This is a genomic window from Brenneria sp. L3-3C-1, assembly GCF_016456245.1.
Lineage (GTDB): Bacteria > Pseudomonadota > Gammaproteobacteria > Enterobacterales > Enterobacteriaceae > Brenneria.
In genome coordinates this window covers 26,273-43,547 of the sequence record NZ_JAEMHF010000005.1, presented here as the reverse complement: position 1 = coordinate 43,547, position 17,275 = coordinate 26,273, and the positions used below count along the sequence as shown (strand labels likewise).

At 52.4% G+C, this 17,275-nt stretch carries 20 protein-coding genes; 13 read left to right on the top strand and 7 right to left on the bottom strand.

All coding sequences use genetic code 11. The annotated features are described in order from the left end of the window. The first annotated feature begins 148 nt into the window (after positions 1-148). Positions 149-1,102, top strand: coding sequence for a TerC family protein (locus tag JG725_RS11885; RefSeq protein WP_172290191.1), 954 nt, complete (start codon positions 149-151; stop codon positions 1,100-1,102). A gap of 245 nt (positions 1,103-1,347) precedes the next feature. Further along, the gene (gene sstT, locus JG725_RS11880) at positions 1,348-2,595 is read left to right on the top strand and encodes a serine/threonine transporter SstT (protein WP_172290192.1); all 1,248 of its coding nucleotides are present in this window, start codon (positions 1,348-1,350) and stop codon (positions 2,593-2,595) included. Between the two features lie 58 nt (positions 2,596-2,653). Here the strand turns inward: sstT and JG725_RS11875 are convergent, their stop codons facing one another. The 4 genes from JG725_RS11875 to uxaC form a co-directional block, all read right to left on the bottom strand. Beyond that, on the bottom strand, positions 2,654-3,187 hold the full coding sequence (locus JG725_RS11875) for a YgjV family protein (RefSeq protein WP_172290193.1): 534 nt from the start codon (positions 3,185-3,187) through the stop codon (positions 2,654-2,656). Between the two features lie 95 nt (positions 3,188-3,282). Then, on the bottom strand, positions 3,283-4,773 hold the full coding sequence (locus JG725_RS11870; RefSeq protein WP_199378152.1) for a UxaA family hydrolase: 1,491 nt from the start codon (positions 4,771-4,773) through the stop codon (positions 3,283-3,285). A gap of 18 nt (positions 4,774-4,791) precedes the next feature. Beyond that, entirely contained in the window at positions 4,792-6,243 is a 1,452-nt protein-coding gene (locus tag JG725_RS11865) for a tagaturonate reductase (RefSeq protein ID WP_199378150.1), read from the bottom strand. A 118-nt stretch (positions 6,244-6,361) separates the two neighbouring features. Further along, the gene (gene uxaC, locus JG725_RS11860) at positions 6,362-7,771 is read right to left on the bottom strand and encodes a glucuronate isomerase (protein WP_199378148.1); all 1,410 of its coding nucleotides are present in this window, start codon (positions 7,769-7,771) and stop codon (positions 6,362-6,364) included. Between the two features lie 276 nt (positions 7,772-8,047). Between uxaC and exuR the strand changes: the two genes are divergently transcribed. From exuR to JG725_RS11815, 9 genes are all read left to right on the top strand, one after another. After that, the gene (gene exuR / locus JG725_RS11855) at positions 8,048-8,824 is read left to right on the top strand and encodes a transcriptional regulator ExuR (protein WP_199378146.1); all 777 of its coding nucleotides are present in this window, start codon (positions 8,048-8,050) and stop codon (positions 8,822-8,824) included. Positions 8,825-9,304: 480 nt separating this feature from the next. Continuing rightward, the gene (locus tag JG725_RS11850; protein WP_172290198.1) at positions 9,305-9,979 is read left to right on the top strand and encodes a DedA family protein; all 675 of its coding nucleotides are present in this window, start codon (positions 9,305-9,307) and stop codon (positions 9,977-9,979) included. A 2-nt stretch (positions 9,980-9,981) separates the two neighbouring features. After that, on the top strand, positions 9,982-10,362 hold the full coding sequence (gene mzrA / locus JG725_RS11845) for an EnvZ/OmpR regulon moderator MzrA (protein ID WP_199378144.1): 381 nt from the start codon (positions 9,982-9,984) through the stop codon (positions 10,360-10,362). A 4-nt stretch (positions 10,363-10,366) separates the two neighbouring features. Then, positions 10,367-10,744, top strand: a complete 378-nt coding sequence (locus JG725_RS11840; RefSeq protein WP_199378142.1) for a DUF1090 domain-containing protein — start codon at positions 10,367-10,369, stop codon at positions 10,742-10,744. A 196-nt stretch (positions 10,745-10,940) separates the two neighbouring features. Continuing rightward, positions 10,941-11,246 carry a YqjD family protein gene (locus JG725_RS11835; RefSeq protein WP_172290201.1) on the top strand — a complete coding sequence of 102 codons (306 nt, stop codon included), beginning with the start codon at positions 10,941-10,943 and terminating at the stop codon, positions 11,244-11,246. Positions 11,247-11,255: 9 nt separating this feature from the next. After that, entirely contained in the window at positions 11,256-11,651 is a 396-nt protein-coding gene (locus JG725_RS11830; RefSeq protein ID WP_172290202.1) for a phage holin family protein, read from the top strand. After that, positions 11,648-11,932 carry a YqjK-like family protein gene (locus JG725_RS11825; RefSeq protein ID WP_199378141.1) on the top strand — a complete coding sequence of 95 codons (285 nt, stop codon included), beginning with the start codon at positions 11,648-11,650 and terminating at the stop codon, positions 11,930-11,932. The genes JG725_RS11830 and JG725_RS11825 overlap by 4 nt, the downstream gene beginning before the upstream one ends. Positions 11,933-12,179: 247 nt before the next feature. Beyond that, positions 12,180-12,575, top strand: a complete 396-nt coding sequence (locus JG725_RS11820; protein WP_199378139.1) for a DoxX family protein — start codon at positions 12,180-12,182, stop codon at positions 12,573-12,575. A gap of 111 nt (positions 12,576-12,686) precedes the next feature. Next, on the top strand, positions 12,687-13,676 hold the full coding sequence (locus tag JG725_RS11815; RefSeq protein WP_199378137.1) for a glutathione S-transferase family protein: 990 nt from the start codon (positions 12,687-12,689) through the stop codon (positions 13,674-13,676). Between the two features lie 59 nt (positions 13,677-13,735). Here the strand turns inward: JG725_RS11815 and JG725_RS11810 are convergent, their stop codons facing one another. Further along, positions 13,736-14,632 carry a LysR family transcriptional regulator gene (locus tag JG725_RS11810; RefSeq protein WP_172290206.1) on the bottom strand — a complete coding sequence of 299 codons (897 nt, stop codon included), beginning with the start codon at positions 14,630-14,632 and terminating at the stop codon, positions 13,736-13,738. Between the two features lie 111 nt (positions 14,633-14,743). Between JG725_RS11810 and JG725_RS11805 the strand changes: the two genes are divergently transcribed. Then, entirely contained in the window at positions 14,744-15,448 is a 705-nt protein-coding gene (locus JG725_RS11805; protein ID WP_172290207.1) for a pirin family protein, read from the top strand. A 104-nt stretch (positions 15,449-15,552) separates the two neighbouring features. Further along, positions 15,553-16,062 carry a zinc uptake transcriptional repressor Zur gene (gene zur, locus JG725_RS11800; protein WP_199378135.1) on the top strand — a complete coding sequence of 170 codons (510 nt, stop codon included), beginning with the start codon at positions 15,553-15,555 and terminating at the stop codon, positions 16,060-16,062. A gap of 56 nt (positions 16,063-16,118) precedes the next feature. On the opposite strand, the gene JG725_RS11795 is transcribed toward zur, so the two are convergent. Both JG725_RS11795 and lexA read right to left on the bottom strand, forming a co-directional pair. Beyond that, positions 16,119-16,397 carry a DUF3861 family protein gene (locus JG725_RS11795; protein ID WP_172290209.1) on the bottom strand — a complete coding sequence of 93 codons (279 nt, stop codon included), beginning with the start codon at positions 16,395-16,397 and terminating at the stop codon, positions 16,119-16,121. Between the two features lie 269 nt (positions 16,398-16,666). Then, on the bottom strand, positions 16,667-17,275 hold the full coding sequence (gene lexA / locus JG725_RS11790) for a transcriptional repressor LexA (protein ID WP_172290210.1): 609 nt from the start codon (positions 17,273-17,275) through the stop codon (positions 16,667-16,669).

Here is a 17,275-nt window from a genome sequence, read left to right as displayed (position 1 = left end):
TCCGGTTACCGGGCAACCTTAATCAGATTACTGCATTAATGTTGTAAGTGAGACCTTGCCGGAAGGCGAGGTGCATTTGCGGCTTTGATGATGAGCGGCCAGCGTCTTCCGATGTTGGCCGTTTTTGTTTTCATTTAAGGATATTGCTATGCATACCATTGGTACGCCGTGGTTATGGGGCAGCTTTGCTGTCATTGTTATCGTTATGCTGGCCATCGACCTGCTCTATCAGGGACGCAAAGGATCGACGGTAATGACATTCAAACAAGCGGCCGCGTGGTCGATTGTCTGGGTGACGCTCTCCCTGCTGTTCAACGCCGGGTTCTGGTGGTATCTGGACGGTACGCTGGGGCGTGAAGCCGCCAATACGCAGTCGCTGGCCTTCCTCACCGGCTATCTGATTGAAAAAGCCCTGGCCGTCGATAACGTGTTTGTCTGGCTGATGCTTTTCAGCTATTTCTCCGTTCCGCCGCAATATCAGCGCCGGGTGCTGATTTATGGCGTACTGGGCGCTATCGTGTTGAGAACCCTGATGGTGTTCGGCGGTAGCTGGCTGGTGACGCAGTTCCAATGGTTGTTGTACGTATTCGGCGCGTTTTTGCTGTTTACCGGCATCAAAATGGCGCTGGCGAAAGAAGATGACAACGCCATCGGCGACAAACCGATGGTACGCTGGCTGCGCGGGCATCTGCGCATGACGGACAATATTGAGAACGATAAGTTTTTTATTCGTCGCAACGGTATTCTGTTCGCCACGCCGCTGTTTCTGGTGCTGATACTGGTTGAGATCAGCGACGTGATTTTTGCCGTTGACAGTATTCCGGCCATCTTCGCCGTGACCACCGATCCCTTTATCGTATTAACCTCCAACCTGTTCGCCATTCTGGGTCTGCGCGCCATGTACTTCCTGTTGGCGGGCGTGGCGGAACGCTTCTCCCTGCTGAAATACGGGCTGGCCGTCATCCTGATTTTCATCGGTATCAAAATGCTGCTGATCGACGTGTTCCATATTCCTATCGCCATTTCGTTGGGCGTCGTTGCCGGTATTCTGGTCATTACCATGCTGGTCAACGTTTGGGTCAACCGCCGTATAGCGCAATAACCGCCCCGCTTCTCTCGCTCCCGCCGTACGGAAATCCTTCTGTACGGCGCTACCCGCTATTAAGAAAATCCGACCCACAGCAGAAAATCCGTCACTGCCTCTTCTCCTATTATCATTTTTTCATATACTGATACGCGCAAACACATTTAGTTACGGAATAGAAAGAAATCCGGCGTCACGGACATCAGAGGTTTCACAGCCGTAAAACACAATCACTCAACGGAAACGGCCACGCCGTCAATACTATGGAAAATCAACAGTCACGTTTTTTACAGTACATTACTCGCGGTAGCCTGGTTCAGCAGATACTGCTGGGGCTGGTCGCCGGGATTATTCTGGCATCGGTTTCAACGCCGGCCGCTCTTGCCGCGGGTTTATTAGGCACGTTGTTCGTCGGCGCCCTGAAAGCCGTTGCGCCGCTCCTGGTGCTGGTGCTGGTTATGGCGTCCATCGCCAACCATCAGCAGGGGCAGAAAACCAATATCCGGCCGGTGCTGGTGCTTTATCTGATCGGGACATTCTCGGCCGCGCTGATTGCCGTGGTGCTAAGTATGCTGTTCCCTTCCACTCTGGCGCTCAGCGCACAGGCGGAAGACATCACGCCGCCTTCGGGGATTGTGGAAGTGCTGGAGGGGCTGTTGATGAGTATCATCGCCAACCCGATCCATGCGCTGCTGAATGCGAACTACATCGGTATTCTGGTGTGGGCCGTCGGCTTGGGGATAGCGTTCCGCCACGGTTCGCAGAGCACGAAAGCCCTGATTACCGACGCGTCCAATGCGGTAACCTTTATCGTCCGCGTGGTCATCCGTTTCGCCCCGCTGGGGATTTTCGGTCTGGTTGCCGCCACGCTGGCCGAAACCGGCTTTGGCGCGCTGTGGGGTTATGCTCACCTGCTTATGGTGTTGATCGGCGGGATGCTGCTGGTGGCGCTGGGTGTCAATCCGCTGATCGTTTACTGGAAAACCCGCAGCAATCCTTATCCATTAGTCCTCCGTTGCCTGCGTGAAAGCGGCGTCACCGCCTTTTTCACCCGTAGCTCCGCCGCCAATATTCCGGTGAACATGGAGCTGTGCCGCAAGCTGAATCTGGATGAAGACACCTATTCCGTCGCCATTCCGCTGGGAGCCACCATTAACATGGCGGGCGCGGCCATTACCATCACCGTGCTGACGCTGGCGGCCGTCCACACCCTGGGTATCCCCGTCGATCTGCCCACCGCGCTATTGCTCAGCATAGTGGCATCGCTCTGCGCATGCGGCGCATCCGGCGTCGCCGGTGGTTCGCTGCTGTTGATCCCGCTGGCTTGCAGCATGTTCGGTATCTCAAACGATATCGCCATGCAGGTCGTGGCCGTTGGTTTTATCATCGGCGTGTTGCAGGATTCCGCGGAAACAGCGGTAAACTCCTCGACGGACGTGATCTTTATCGCGGCGGTTTGTCAGGCTGAGGATGCGAAACTGGCGGAACAGGAACGTCTGAATATGCTGTAAACCTTACGGCGCCCTATCTGCTTTAATTCGGTCGTCCCTGCCCAGGCAGGGACTTTTTTTATCCGGCTTTCCTCTCTACCTTAAACGGATCGATGCCGCGTTTCTGCATCCTTCGGAAGCGAATGATATTAAAACCATTCATTAGCAGAAAACTGCCCTCAATCAGCGAACCGCCGATCGAACCCAGCCAGATATTGTGTATAACCCAACAGGCCGTGGAGCACCACATGATACAGCGCATGGTTAAACCGGAAGTACGGAACAGCGCCCAGGTGCTGGCGACGGTTCCCAGTATCGGCAATAGCTCGATAGCATGTTTCAGGTTGGAGAGGCCAAACGCCAGCGTCAGGACAATAAACACAAACATCACGGCAATATTATGCGTCTTCAGCGAAATCAGAGTACGCGTCGAGTTGAGTACGGCGCTGACTCCCGCCGCATTCGCCCCCATTAGAAAAAAGTGTAACCCGATGACGGCGCTGTATACCGAAAGCTGTATTTTGAATTTATTTTCGTCACGGTTAAAGAACATGGTAATGCCGACCAGAAAGGCCAGCACGCCCACCGACTGGGCAAACCAATAATGTGTCATGATCCCGGCCTCGGCAAAATTTGCGGCGGAAGAAAAAGCAAAACGGCGTCCAACCAAATGAAATGCCGTTTTATTTTAAATGGAATATTTTCGTTTTACAACGTCACGCCGCTTTTAAATATCGCCAACTCGCGGAAGTCATTGACTTCATTTTTAGCCGGTTTGCCATCGGCTATCTCGACGATAAGATCAATAAACTGCGCCAGCAGTTCATCCATCGGCATGCCGTGGATCAGACGGCCGGCATCAAAATCGATCCAGTGCGGCTTTTTCTGCGCCAGTTCACTGTTGGTCGCCAGCTTCACGGTTGGCACAAACCCGCCGTAAGGGGTGCCGCGTCCGGTGCTGAACAGCACCATATGACAACCGGCCCCCGCCAACGCGCTGGTGGCTACCGCATCATTGCCCGGCGCGCTGAGCAGGTTAAGCCCCGGGGTATGTAAGCGCTCACCATATCTCAATACATCAACTACCTTGCTTTGTCCGGCTTTTTGCGTGCAGCCGAGCGACTTTTCTTCTAGCGTGGTGATGCCGCCCGCCTTGTTGCCTGGCGAGGGATTTTCATAAATCGGCTGATCGTGGGCGATGAAATACTGTTTGAAGTCATTAACCATGCGCACCGTTTTTTCAAACGTGCTTTGATCACGACAACGACTCATCAGGATCCGCTCGGCGCCGAACATTTCCGGGACTTCGGTCAGCACCGTGGTGCCGCCATTGGCGATCAGATAATCGGAGAAACGCCCCAATAGCGGGTTGGCGGTAATACCCGACAAGCCGTCAGACCCGCCGCATTCCAGACCCAATTTCAGTTCGCTGAGCTTGCCCGGCTCACGCTTATCATGACGCATCACCTGATAAAGCGCATGTAGCTGCTCCAGCCCGGCTTCCACCTCATCGTCCTGCTGCTGGCAGATCATAAACGCGACTCGCTCAGCATCGTATTCGCCCAGCGTGGTGCGAAAGACATCGACCTGATTATTCTCACACCCCAGGCCGATCACCAGCACCGCGCCGGCATTCGGATGACGCACCATATTTTGCAGCATGGTGCGCGTATTCTCATGATCCTGCCCCAACTGAGAACAGCCGAATGGGTGGCTGAACAGATAAACGCCGTCAATGCCTGCCGCATCCTGGGTTTCTTTCAGAAAACGTTGCTGGATCTGGCGGGCGATACCATTGACGCAGCCCACCGTCGGCAGGATCCATAATTCGTTACGGATACCGACATCGCCGTTTTTACGACGATAAATCCGCACCTCGCGATCGGCCATTTGCGGCGGCAGATCGATAAATTCAGGCTGGTACTGATACTCATCCACATCGCTCAGGTTGGTCTTCGCGTTCTGGGAATGAATATATTCGCCAGGCGCAATAGCCGCCAGAGCATGACCGATCGGCAGGCCGTACTTGGTGATCATTTCTCCCGGCGCGATGGCTTGCAACGCAAACTTATGCCCGCGCGCGACAGGTTGCAGAAGCGTCGCCGAATGATTATCCACCGACGCCGTTTCCCCCGGTTGCAAATCACGCAGCGCGACGGCCACATTGTCCAGCGGATGAATTTTTATAATACTTTGCATGGATAACCCTTTTTGCCGTTAGCAATAACCGTCCACCGCCGCTCGCATGCCGCGCTCAACGATGGTTTGCAACTGCCGCGTGACCTGCGCCGCCAGCCCCGGAACCTGCGTTAAATCCTGTTCCCAGTGCTCAGCATCGCTTAATACGGCATTCACCAACTCATCCAGGCTGACGCTGTCGTCTTTCACGCCGCGCCAAAGCGTGGAATAGCGCTCCAGCCAGTGCGCATCATCCTGCAACGGGTAGTTTTCACCGTCGCGCTCGCCGCGGTAGAATGCGATCAACGCCGCCAGCGCGAATGTCAGACGCGCGGGCAGCGCGCCGTGGCATTCATGGTAGGCCAGCAGCTGCGGCAAAATGCGGGTACGGAATTTAGTCATGCCGTTCAAGGCAATAGACAGCAGTTGGTGCTGGATAAAGGGATTGCGGAACCGGCTTAATACCGCCTGAGCAAATGAGGTCAGTTCGTCGAGAGGCAAATCGAGCACCGGTACAATCTCTTCCGCGATGGTTTTTTCCACAAATTTGCCGATCCGGGCATCATCCATCGCTTCCCCAACGGTATTCAGGCCCGCCAGAAACGCCACCGGCACCAGCGCCGTATGCGCGCCATTCAGAATCGCCACTTTGCGTTCTTTGTACGGTTTGATGTCGTCAACGATGCGTACATTCAGCGCCAGCTTGTTCAGACGTAATGCTTCCGCCAGCCACTGCGGCCCCTGAATAACAAACAGATAGAAGTATTCAGCGGTGTCGAGGAACCTATCCTGATAGCCTAATTCTTGTTGTAATTCGTCAACCTCAGCGTGCGGATAACCGGTGACGATTCTGTCCACCAGCGTGGAACAAAAAGTATTGTGTTCATTTAGCCAGCCAACAAATGCCGGCGACAGCCTCCACTGTTGTGCATAGCGCAACACCAGCGTTTTCAATGCCTCGCCGTTGTAGTCAATCAGTTCGCAGGGCAGCAGTACCCAGCCGGTATCAGCCGCCCCCTCAAAATGACAAAAACGTTCATACAGCAGCCGAGTGAGTTTGGCCGGAAAGCTGGCGGGCGGCGTATCGGTCAGCCGATCGTCGGCCTGGTAACTGATGCCGGCTTCCGTGGTATTGGAAAAAACAAAACGAATATTCGCATCCCGCGCCAGCGCCAGATAGTCGTCAAACTGGCGGTACACGTTTATTTCACGGTTTACCGAGCGGATCAGACGAGCTTCCCGCACGGCTTCGCCTTGTTCATTCAAACCACGGATAAACGTAGTGTACAAACCGTCCTGCGTATCCAGCGCGGGCGGGAAGTCGCTGTCTATCGGACGAATCACCACGATACCGGCATCCAGATCGGTATGTTCATTCAACAAATCCAACTGCCAATCGATAAAGGCGCGCAGGAAATTACCTTCACCAAATTGAATGACCCGATCCGGATGCTGACGACCGGGAAAATTATCACGATTCAACGTTTGCATTTGCAGATTACCTCAGGGCAGCGATCGCATTCAGGGCATGAATGATCTCAAACCAGCGTCATCCTTGCCTAAAACGGACAATAACCGGCGAGGCGCCATACGGGCCTCGCCCACGGTGTTAAAGCTCAATGGCAAAGTAGTTTTTGGCGTTATCAAAACAGATGTTTTTCACCATTTCGCCCAGTAAAGGAAGGTCGGCGGGCGCCTCGCCCTCCTCGACCCAACGCCCGATCATCTGGCACAGAATGCGGCGGAAATATTCATGGCGGGTGTAAGATAGGAAGCTGCGGCTGTCCGTCAGCATGCCGATAAAGCGGCTTAATAGGCCAAGCTGCGCAAGCTGGGTCATTTGGCGCTGCATGCCGTCTTTTTGATCGTTGAACCACCAGCCTGAACCAAACTGCATTTTGCCCGGCATGCCTTCTCCCTGGAAGTTGCCCGCCATCGTGCCGATCACTTCGTTATCACGCGGGTTCAGGCAGTACAGGATGGTTTTCGGCAGCAGATTTTCTTCATTCTGTTTGCTGAGCAGGCAGGAAAGCGCCTGCGCCAAAGGACGATCGTTGATGGAATCAAAACCGACATCCGGCCCCAGTAGTTTGAACTGGCGCCGGTTGTTGTTGCGCAGCGCGCCAATATGATATTGCTGCACCCAGCCGCGACGCGCATATTCCGCTCCCAGCCATACCAGCACGGCGGTTTTGAACTGCGCCACTTGGTGTTCGCTCAAGGTTTCCCCGGACAGCCGGCGAGCCAGAATGTCATCCAGCGTTGTCTCATCCGCTTCAGCGAACAGCACGACATCCAGCGCGTGATCGGAGACTTTACAACCGTGAGCGGCGAAATGATCCAGACGTTTGCTTAGCGCCGCTTGCAGATCGTTGAAACGACGGATATCGATGTCGGACACCGCGCCCAGTTTCGCCATGTAATCGCTAAAGGTCTCCAGTTCAATATTGAACGCCTTGTCCGGACGCCAGCTCGGCAATACTTTGATCGGGAAGCCGTCGTCCTGGGCGATGGTTTTGTGGTGACGCAGATCGTCGACCGGATCGTCAGTGGTGCCCACCATTTTCACATTCATCTGCCGCATGATGCCACGGGCGGTGAATTCATCACGCTCCAACAGCGCATTACCACGATCCCAGATCGCTTTTGCGGTTGCAGGGGACAACAGCGTATCGGTGATGCCAAACGGACGACGCAGTTCAAGATGCGTCCAGTGATACAGCGGATTACCGATAGTATGAGGAACGGTTGCCGCCCAGGCGGCAAATTTTTCCCAATCCCCGGCATCCCCGGTACAAAGACGCTCAGGCACACCGTTAGTTCGCATCGCACGCCACTTGTAGTGATCGCCTTTTAACCAGATGTCATACAGGTTTTCAAACCGATAATTTTCGGCTATCTGCTCCGGCGGCAAATGGCAATGGTAATCAAATATTGGCTGATCGGCGGCATATTCATAATATAACCGCCGGGAAAATGCGCTATCTAGCAGAAAGTCCTCACTGAGAAACTGGGGCATGTTTTTCTTCCTCACCGTGCCATTTGTGCGCCAAATTGGCTGCTCGCTTAAAGATATCACACCAATTATGTTGGATATCCGCGATCATTAGTGCGCTCACGATCGCAAAATCTGATAAACAGCCGCCAGATACCGGGATTACCTAATAATTGTGATCGCCGCATTGGCTGCTGATGGCATTAAGTGGTATAACAAATCATCATCCGGCAATTAACAAGATAGTGCTTCAGGCTTTGACGTGGCACACGGATCGTTATCTATCCAAGAGCAGGCATCATGGAATTCACAGAACCCCGACGTCTATACCGGCAGCTAGCCGCAGAATTAAAGCAGCGTATTGAGAGCGGTGTTTACCGCGTAGGCGAAAAGTTGCCTGCGGAGCGCTATATCGCAGAAGAAATGAACGTCAGCCGCACCGTGGTGCGTGAAGCCATCATTATGCTGGAAGTGGAAGGCTATGTGGAAGTCCGTAAAGGCTCGGGTATTCATGTCATTTCCAACCAGCAGAAACACCGCCTGCCCCCTGGCGAGCATGCCGAATTCGTCACCGCCGGCCCGTTTGAACTCCTTCAGGCCCGTCAGTTGATTGAAAGCAATATCGCCGAATTTGCGGCGACGCAGGTTACCCGCCAGGATATCGTACAACTAATGGAGATTCAGGAACATGCCCGGCAGGAAGATCGCTTCCGCGATTCACAATGGGATCTGAAATTCCATGTGCAGGTCGCCCTGGCCACCCAAAACTCAGCGATGGCGGCCATCGTCGAGAAAATGTGGAGCCAGCGCATACACAACCCCTACTGGCGGAAACTGCATGAACACATTGATGACAAGTCGATCGAAAGCTGGTGCGAAGAGCACGACCAGATACTCAAGGCGCTGATGCGTAAAGATCCCCATGCCGCCAAACTCGCCATGTGGCAACATCTGGAAAACACCAAACAAATGCTGTTTCGCGCCACCACCGACGATTTTGAATTTAATGTGGATCGCTATATGTTTGCGGAAAACCCGGTCGTCCATCTGGATCAGAGCCATAGCAATAAGCACTGATTTCACGTCATACCGCCGTTGCCCTCGGTCTCTGAAGCGAGGGCAAAAAGTCAAAAAGCGTCGATTTCTGTCAGTGAGTGTAAAATATGGCAGAAAGATCAACGTTTCCCCCATAACATGCCTTAAATCAACCCAGTTGCTGTGATATTTTTCTGTTTCAGGAACGCCTATTTTGTTACAGTTAACGTGTTTTTTGGCGCTTAATTCACAGTTTCAAGCGTAAAACGCGTCAGTGGCAGACAATTCCTAACTCAAGATGTTTCTCTGCCGGAGATTCAGATTGCGCACTCAGAAAACATGAGTCAACCCCAGGAATCAGCGTTATCATCAGTCTGGCGCAAAACAGACATCACCTTCTGATAAACTATAAAGAAAAAAATTGGAATGTGCCGCCTGGTGAACCGTATTCACCCCTATCATGACCAGAAGCGTTTATAGCGCCACGGGTTAAATGAAATGCAGCAGTATTAGGAATACCGGATGGATATAATTAAAGAACTGTTAAATGCACTCTGGCATCAGGATTTCGACGTTTTGGCCGACCCAAAACTGGTTTGGACCATCTACATATTGCTGTTTTTGATCCTCTTTTTGGAAAATGGTTTACTGCCCGCCGCATTTTTGCCGGGCGATAGCCTACTCATTCTGGTTGGCGTTCTGGTTGCCAAAGGCACCATGAATTTCCCCTTTACCATCGTTTTGCTGACAACCGCCGCCAGTCTGGGATGTTGGGTCAGTTACATCCAGGGAAAATGGCTGGGCAATACGCGAATAGTACAAAGCTGGCTGTCGCATCTGCCCGCACACTACCACCAGCGCGCACATCAGCTTTTCCATCGTCACGGTCTTTCAGCGCTGTTAATCGGGCGCTTTCTGGCTTTTGTTCGTACTCTGTTGCCCACGATCGCCGGCCTGTCGGGCCTGGACAATGCCCGCTTCCAGTTCTTTAATTGGATGAGTGCGCTGTTATGGGTGCTGATTCTGGTTTCACTCGGTTTCGCGTTGGGAAAAACTCCGGTGTTTTTGAAATATGAAGACGAACTGATGTTTTTCCTGATGATGTTGCCGCTGGCGCTGCTGTTTCTCGGCCTGTTCGGATCATTATTCGTACTTTGGCGTAAAAAGCGTACCACTAACGCAGAGAAAGGAAATTAACGGTGTCACTCCGCCGGTATTACCCGAAAAAAATATGGCGCATACTGTTGCTGGTGACGCTGCCCATCCTGGCGCTGACGCTGACGCCGCATCGTTCTCCGGATGAGGCCATGTTGCATATCAAGCCGCTCCATCACGGTGCGGCGCTGCCTGACGGCTTCTATATTTATCAGCAATTAAATGAGCATGGCATTGCGATAAAAAGTATCACGCCCGCGCAGGACAGCCTTATCGTGCGTCTGGTTTCACCAGAGCAGAGTATTGAAGCCAGAGAAGTGTTGCGTGTCTCATTGCCTAAAGTGAACATCACGGCGCAACAAACGACTAAACCGGCATCATTCTGGCAGCAAAAGCTGACGCAAAAACAATCTAATTTAGGATAAGAATTTGAAAATACATCATTTAATCGGCGCTATCTTATTGGCGCTCTCTGGCAGTTCACTGGCTCAGACCGGGAATATGCAGGGCGGTTGTTTACAAAAAGAACAGGATATTCAAAGCCAGATCGATCATGCCCGTCAACACGGCAATCAACATCGTGTCCAGGGATTGCAACGCGCACTGGCAGAGGTTAAAGCAAATTGCACCGATGCCGGATTGGCCGCTGAGCGTCAGCAAAAAATCGCGGAAAAACGCGCGGAAGTCGCTGAACGCCAACGTGAACTGAATGAAAGCCAGCAACGCGGCGATACGCAAAAAATCCTTAAACATGAGAAGAAACTGGCCGAAAAACAACAGGAACTGCAAGCGCTGGAAAGAAAATAAACATCTCGAACAACGCCCGCCGATGCAAATTATTTTCTTTCCCCGACAATTCATCGTTCAATTTGTAACCAATATGTAAATTATTAAAATTTACAATAAGTTATCAGAATTATCCGCACGCAGTTTAACGGGCATAAATTGAAACTTAGGCTATAGTTAAAACTCCAGGTTCATGGCAACAATAAGGGTTATTAATATGGCTAAAGATCAAAATGCTGAATTTTTACGCGCCGAATTAAAATCACTGGCAGATACATTGGAAGAAGTATTAAGCAATTCCGGTGATAAATCCAAAGCCGAATTGGATAAACTGCGCAGCAAAGCAGAGTCAGCGTTAAAAGAAACCCGCTCTCGCCTGAGTGATACGGGTGAACGTATCGCCTCCCAGACACGGGAAGCGGTGGGATGTGCAGACGATTATGTCCGTGAGAATCCGTGGACCGGCGTTGGTATCGGCGCCGCCGTTGGCGTTGTGCTCGGTGTTCTGCTTTCCCGTCGTTAAGTTTCAATTATGACTGATAAACAACGACAAGGCCCCGCCAGCGGGGCTATAGCGTCGGCTCAGCGCATCATCACCATTATTGTCGGTATGGTGGAAACGCGCCTGCGTCTGGCGGTCATTGAGCTGGAAGAAGAGAAAGCCAACCTGATTCAGTTACTGATTATGGCCGGGTTGACGCTGCTTTTCGCCGCATTTGGTCTGATGAGTCTGATTGCCTTGATCATCTGGGGAGTCGAGCCGCAGCATCGTCTGTTTGCGCTGGGCTGTCTTACCGCAACTTTGCTTGGCCTGGCGGTCATTGGCGGGATTTGGACGCTGCTGAAAGTACGGCGATCTACCCTGCTCAAGGCAACCCGCAAAGAGCTGGCGACCGATCGGAAACTGCTGGAGGATGAATCAACATGAGTCATCAGCCGCGCGACAAAGAAAAAACGCAGCTTTTACGTAAAATCCAGCAGCAAAGGCTGGATTTATCCGCGGGTAAAAAACAGTGGCTGGAATCAACCGCCACCTGTGACCGTTACTGGCAAAACCTGATGCAATGGCGCAAATACTGGGTTATTGGCTCCGGCTTCATCGCCCTTTATGGCGTACGCCACCCAAGCCGCATGATTCGCTGGGGGCGTCGCGCAATTGGGCTTTGGGGAACCGTCAGGCTTTTCCGCAAAACCTTTTCTCTGCGCTAGCTTTCCCCTCCTCCTATAATACGTATTGCGGTTGCCAGACGACACATGCCACCGGCATCGCATACGCACGATTTGGATAGAACATCAATTTTTCTGAAATAAACAAACAATTATACTCGCTGGCGTGCCATGCGGGGTCACTATACTATCTGGCCATAAGTTGATGACAAGAGCGATATCCCATATCGAGCCTGTCACCAAAACACAACGGGTAAGTAAGTTTTATAAAAAATTGATTGGAGATATGATGAAAAATTTAGAAAGTACCGTTCTGTTGGCTGCGCGTATTTTAATGCCACTGCTATTTATCGTCGCAGGTTATGGAAAACTGGGTGACGCCTATGCCGGTACGCAACAATATATGCAGGCCATGGGCGTTCCGACCTTTCTGCTGCCGCTGACCATTCTGTTGGAACTGGGCGGCGGTCTGGCAATCCTGTTCGGCCTGCTGACCCGCACGGTTGCGGTATTTATCGCCGGCTTTACGCTGCTGACTGCGCTCCTTTTCCACACCAATTTTGCTGAAGGCGTAAACCAGGTCATGTTCCTGAAAAACCTGACTATCGCCGGTGGCTTCATTTTACTGGCCGTCACCGGTCCGGGCGCATTCAGCATCGACCGCCTGCTGAATAAAAAGTGGTAAAGCAGAGAATCTTCTTGTCTGTACTACACTGAGTAATTAAAAAGAACGACGACAAGTACCGCCATACAGCGCTTGTCGTCGTTCCGCATGGTTTCATTAACGGGAGGATTTATGGGACAACTGGTTGATGGCGTATGGCATGATACCTGGTATGAAACCAAATCTACCGGCGGCCATTTCAAGCGTTCAGAATCCGCATTCCGGAACTGGATTACCGCAGACGGAAAACCGGGGATTACTGGCGACGGCGGGTTTCCGGCACAGTCGGGACGCTACCATTTGTATGTTTCGCTTGCCTGCCCCTGGGCGCACCGCCCCCTGTTAATGCGCCAGCTAAAAGGGCTGGAAACACATATTCCTATTTCTGTCGTTCATCCGTTAATGCTGGATCACGGCTGGACATTCGATACGAATTTCCCTGATGCGACAGGCGATTCCCTTTATCAGCACGAATTTCTTTATCAGCTCTATCTCCATGCCCGACCGGATTACAGCGGCCGGGTTACGGTGCCGGTGCTGTGGGATACGCAGCAACACACTATCGTCAGCAACGAGTCCGCCGATATCATCCGCATGTTCAACAGCGCGTTCGATCGAGTTGGCGCCAGGGAAGGTGATTATTACCCGGCCGCGCTACGCTCGCAGATTGATGAACTGAACGGCTGGATCTATGACAAAGTGAACAACGGCGTCTATAAAGCCGGTTTTGCCACCAGCCAGTCTGCGTATGATGAAGCGGCGAGCGAGGTTTTCGCCGCCCTGTCCCGGCTGGAATCCCGCCTTGAACGGCAACGTTACCTGACGGGTTCGCAGCTGACGGAAGCAGACCTGCGGCTGTGGACAACGCTGATACGCTTTGATCCGGTCTACCACACCCATTTCAAGTGCGATAAATACCGCCTGAGCGATTACCCGAATCTGTTCGGTTTCTTACGCGATATCTATCAGATGCCCGGTATCGCGGAGACGGTGAATATGGCGCACATCCGTCACCACTATTACCGGAGTCACGGCACCATCAATCCACACGGGATAATATCGCTGGGGCCGGAGCAGGATCTGAATAGCCCGCACGGACGAGACGCGCAATTCACCCGCTAAGGCTGATCAGGCAATAAGGTGTGCGGGTCGCACCTTATTGCGAATCAGCGCCCCACAACTCAGGCCTGATTCAGCAATCTGGGAATTTCCCGTAAAAACCAGGATTTAGCCTCCCCCATACTGTCCCGTCGCCAGGCCATGATAATCTGACTTTCTATCGAATATTCAGGGCTGACGACACGTAACCGGCCTTCGGCGATATCCTGCGCCACCATCGGATAAGGCATGGTCGCCACCCCCAGTCCGGCCAGCAGCGCCCGCCGTTTATCATCAAGAGACGTCACGGTCAGCCGCGGTTGCTTATCCAGCAGTTGGACGGTTAGCACCGGGCGCTCACGGGCGGTATCGGCAACGGCAATCCCGCGGTATTTCAAGCGGGTAACTTCAGAAAGCGGCTCCGACTCCTGATGAATAGGATGATCCGGGCTGGCCACGTAGATGTTATTCATCGTATAAAGCTTGCGGCTGTTTACTTCAGAAGACGCCCGGAAGTGCATATCCGGCGCAATCACGATATCCGCCCGCCCTTGCTCCAGACGCTCCCAGGCGCCCGCCAGAATTTCGGTCAGCAAAGAAACCTGCGTATTGGCCTTCAGCGCCAGTTTATCGATCAGCGGAAACAGTTTTTCAGTGGGGATCAGCCCTTCAACCACAATCGTCAGATGCGTTTCCCAGCCGCGGGCCAGCGCTTCCGCGTCCGTGGTAATCTTATCCGCCGCTTCCAGTAAAATACGCCCGCGCTCCAGCAGCATCCGTCCCACATTGGTGAATTTGGTACGGTGCCCGGAACGATCAAACAGCACGACATCCAACTCTTCTTCCAGCTTTTGCATGGTATAGCTGAGCGCGGAAGGCACCCGCCCCAACTCGTCCGCCGCGGCGGCAAAACTTCCCCGACGATCGATCGCATCCATGACTCTTAAAGCTTCCAGCGTCAATGCCCGTTCTTTAGCCATTTTGGTACTCATTCAGGAATTTTGAATATACCCACCAGATTAACTAGCTAACAATCCAGCGTCCACACAATTACTATTGGTTTCAGAAATAATTATCCAGGTCAAACTACCATGATCATAAGAAGAGCGGCAGAACAATGCGGTCAAGCTGACTATGGCTGGCTACAGGCACGCTATACTTTTTCTTTCGGCCATTATTTCGACCCACAGCTGCTGGGGTATGCATCATTGCGGGTGCTAAATCAGGAAGTGCTGACGCCAGGGTCTTCATTTCAGCCCCGTACTTATCCGCGCGTGGATATTTTAAATATCATCCTTCAGGGTGAAGTGGAGTACCGCGGCAGCGATGGCCTCCATGTCCAGGCCAAAGAAGGTGATGCTCTATTGCTCGCAACGCAGCCCAATGTCAGCTACAGCGAGCATAACATCAGCCCCGCTAAGCCGCTGACGCGCATGCAGCTTTGGCTGAATGCCTGCCCGACGCGCGAAAACAGTCCGCTGCAACGGTTGACGCTGAATAAAAGCGGCCACAGTTTACTGGCTTCGCCAGAAGGGGAACAAAGCAGCATGCAGCTCCGCCAGCAGGTATGGATCCATCATCTGGAACTGCAAAAAAATGCGCAACAGGCCATTAAACTGAACGGCAATCAGGCTTATCTTCAGTTGATCCATGGTTCAATGGCCGTTAGTAGCGGTCATCAACATCGTGGCGAGACGCTGTACTGCGGCGACGGCGCCTTTATCCAGCAGGAAACCGAGTTGACCATGCAGGCTGCAACACCGCTGCGCGCCTTGCTGATCGATCTGGTGGTTTAACCTCTCTTGGCCAATATCTGCCGGTGAATGCCGCGGGTTCTGCGTTTTCTTTCAGTCGTGGTAAGATATCCCTATTGTTCTCAACGCGTCAGGGTTATACGGCGATGGATTCAACCAATCAGGACAAACTACTTGCCCAGGCTGAACAGATTTGTCAGCACCGTGGCGTACGGCTGACGCCGCAGCGGCTGGAAGTGTTACGCCTGATGATGCAACAGGCCGGCGCTATCAGCGCTTACGACCTGCTTGATCTATTACGGATATCCGAACCGCAAGCCAAGCCGCCGACGGTATACCGCGCGCTGGATTTTCTTCTGGAGCAGGGGTTTATTCACCGGGTGGAGTCAAACAATAGCTATGTGCTTTGCCATCATATCGACAGTCACAGTCACACCTCCGCGCTATTTATCTGCGATCGTTGCGGTCAGGTGACCGAACGGCAGACTGAAGGCGTGGAAGAAACGCTGCGTGATTTGGCGCAACAGGCCGGGTTTACCTTGCACCACAGCGTTATTGAAGCACATGGATTCTGTGAGGGTTGTCAGGAAGTCGCCTTGTGCAAACAGCCGGATCATTGCGATCACGACCATACGGTGCCAATCAAAAAGCGCTAGCCCGACCTGTTTAACAGCGAATCGGGCACGTTCGCCGTGCCCCGCCAGAATTTGGTTTACTGGCTGTTTTTTATACTCTTCTTAAAATCACCAATAAACTCTTTTAAAGCCGGATGTATTTTTTTGAACATCTCGTCTTTCCTGTTAAGCATGACGACCTCGCCAAACAATTTCATACCGATTAAAAATGGATAAATATGCTCTTCGGGAAGCGCTGTTTTACCATCGGACAAAGAAATGACTTTGATGAGATCATCATGCGAGGTGAACTGAAATGAGATTTCATTCTCAGGCTGTTCCGTATCTTTTACGGTAATGACATAATTTTTCGACATAGGCTAATTCCACTTAATGCAGGTGTGATTATAAAGAGGTTCATTCTCCCGCTACACCATACAAGAAATTGCCGGACGAAACCTACGTTTTCATATCGCGCTATGATGAGATCCTTCCGCCGCGTTTTCAGGCTTCCACGACATACCTCATTTTCCCCGCGCGATCTGTTGCATCGGGGCGTTTGCGCATATAAGGGATTAAGCAATATCGCCCCGGAATCGAAGCGATAGAGAAGACGCGTCAGCGCCGCCGTTGTAAAAGACGGCAATCAGCTCCAGTCGCCATTGCGGATCACGCCGACGGCCAGACCTTCAATAGAGAAATTCTGCTCGCGCAGATCGACGACGATAGGTGAAAATTCATCGTTTTCAGCCAGAAGATGAATGGTATTACCTTGTTTTTTTAGTCGTTTTACTGTCACTTCATCTTCAATGCGCGCCACGACAACCTGCCCGTTACGGACATCTTGCGTTTTATGGACGGCCAGCAAATCCCCATCCATAATGCCGATATCTTTCATCGACATGCCGCTCACGCGTAGAAGGAAATCGGCACTCGGCTTGAACATTGACGGATCGACCTGGTAATGACACTCAATGTGCTGCTGCGCCAAAAGCGGCTCACCTGCCGCGACGCGACCAATCAACGGAATGCCAGCCTCTTCTTCCATCAGCAAGCGAATACCGCGCGATGCGCCGGATACAATTTCAATGACGCCTTTACGCGCCAAGGCTTTTAAATGCTCCTCGGCAGCGTTCGGCGAACGAAATCCTAGCTGCTGGGCGATTTCCGCACGTGTTGGCGGCATACCGGTGTGCGCAATATGATCGCGGATCAGGTCATAAACCTGCTGCTGTCTGGCTGTTAATGCTTTCAT

Excerpts from the sequence above, each read along its gene's own strand:
- JG725_RS11870 (WP_199378152.1), bottom strand. The coding sequence starts at position 4,773 with ATGCAAAGTATTATAAAAATTCATCCGCTGGACAATGTGGCCGTCGCG.
- JG725_RS11820 (WP_199378139.1), top strand. The coding sequence starts at position 12,180 with ATGAAAAATTTAGAAAGTACCGTTCTGTTGGCTGCGCGTATTTTAATG.
- JG725_RS11830 (WP_172290202.1), top strand. The coding sequence starts at position 11,256 with ATGACTGATAAACAACGACAAGGCCCCGCCAGCGGGGCTATAGCGTCG.
- JG725_RS11815 (WP_199378137.1), top strand. The coding sequence starts at position 12,687 with ATGGGACAACTGGTTGATGGCGTATGGCATGATACCTGGTATGAAACC.
- lexA (WP_172290210.1), bottom strand. The coding sequence starts at position 17,275 with ATGAAAGCATTAACAGCCAGACAGCAGCAGGTTTATGACCTGATCCGC.
- JG725_RS11885 (WP_172290191.1), top strand. The coding sequence starts at position 149 with ATGCATACCATTGGTACGCCGTGGTTATGGGGCAGCTTTGCTGTCATT.
- exuR (WP_199378146.1), top strand. The coding sequence starts at position 8,048 with ATGGAATTCACAGAACCCCGACGTCTATACCGGCAGCTAGCCGCAGAA.
- JG725_RS11810 (WP_172290206.1), bottom strand. The coding sequence starts at position 14,632 with ATGGCTAAAGAACGGGCATTGACGCTGGAAGCTTTAAGAGTCATGGAT.
- JG725_RS11850 (WP_172290198.1), top strand. The coding sequence starts at position 9,305 with ATGGATATAATTAAAGAACTGTTAAATGCACTCTGGCATCAGGATTTC.
- sstT (WP_172290192.1), top strand. The coding sequence starts at position 1,348 with ATGGAAAATCAACAGTCACGTTTTTTACAGTACATTACTCGCGGTAGC.
- zur (WP_199378135.1), top strand. The coding sequence starts at position 15,553 with ATGGATTCAACCAATCAGGACAAACTACTTGCCCAGGCTGAACAGATT.
- JG725_RS11795 (WP_172290209.1), bottom strand. The coding sequence starts at position 16,397 with ATGTCGAAAAATTATGTCATTACCGTAAAAGATACGGAACAGCCTGAG.
- JG725_RS11865 (WP_199378150.1), bottom strand. The coding sequence starts at position 6,243 with ATGCAAACGTTGAATCGTGATAATTTTCCCGGTCGTCAGCATCCGGAT.
- JG725_RS11835 (WP_172290201.1), top strand. The coding sequence starts at position 10,941 with ATGGCTAAAGATCAAAATGCTGAATTTTTACGCGCCGAATTAAAATCA.
- JG725_RS11825 (WP_199378141.1), top strand. The coding sequence starts at position 11,648 with ATGAGTCATCAGCCGCGCGACAAAGAAAAAACGCAGCTTTTACGTAAA.
- JG725_RS11805 (WP_172290207.1), top strand. The coding sequence starts at position 14,744 with ATGATCATAAGAAGAGCGGCAGAACAATGCGGTCAAGCTGACTATGGC.
- JG725_RS11875 (WP_172290193.1), bottom strand. The coding sequence starts at position 3,187 with ATGACACATTATTGGTTTGCCCAGTCGGTGGGCGTGCTGGCCTTTCTG.
- uxaC (WP_199378148.1), bottom strand. The coding sequence starts at position 7,771 with ATGCCCCAGTTTCTCAGTGAGGACTTTCTGCTAGATAGCGCATTTTCC.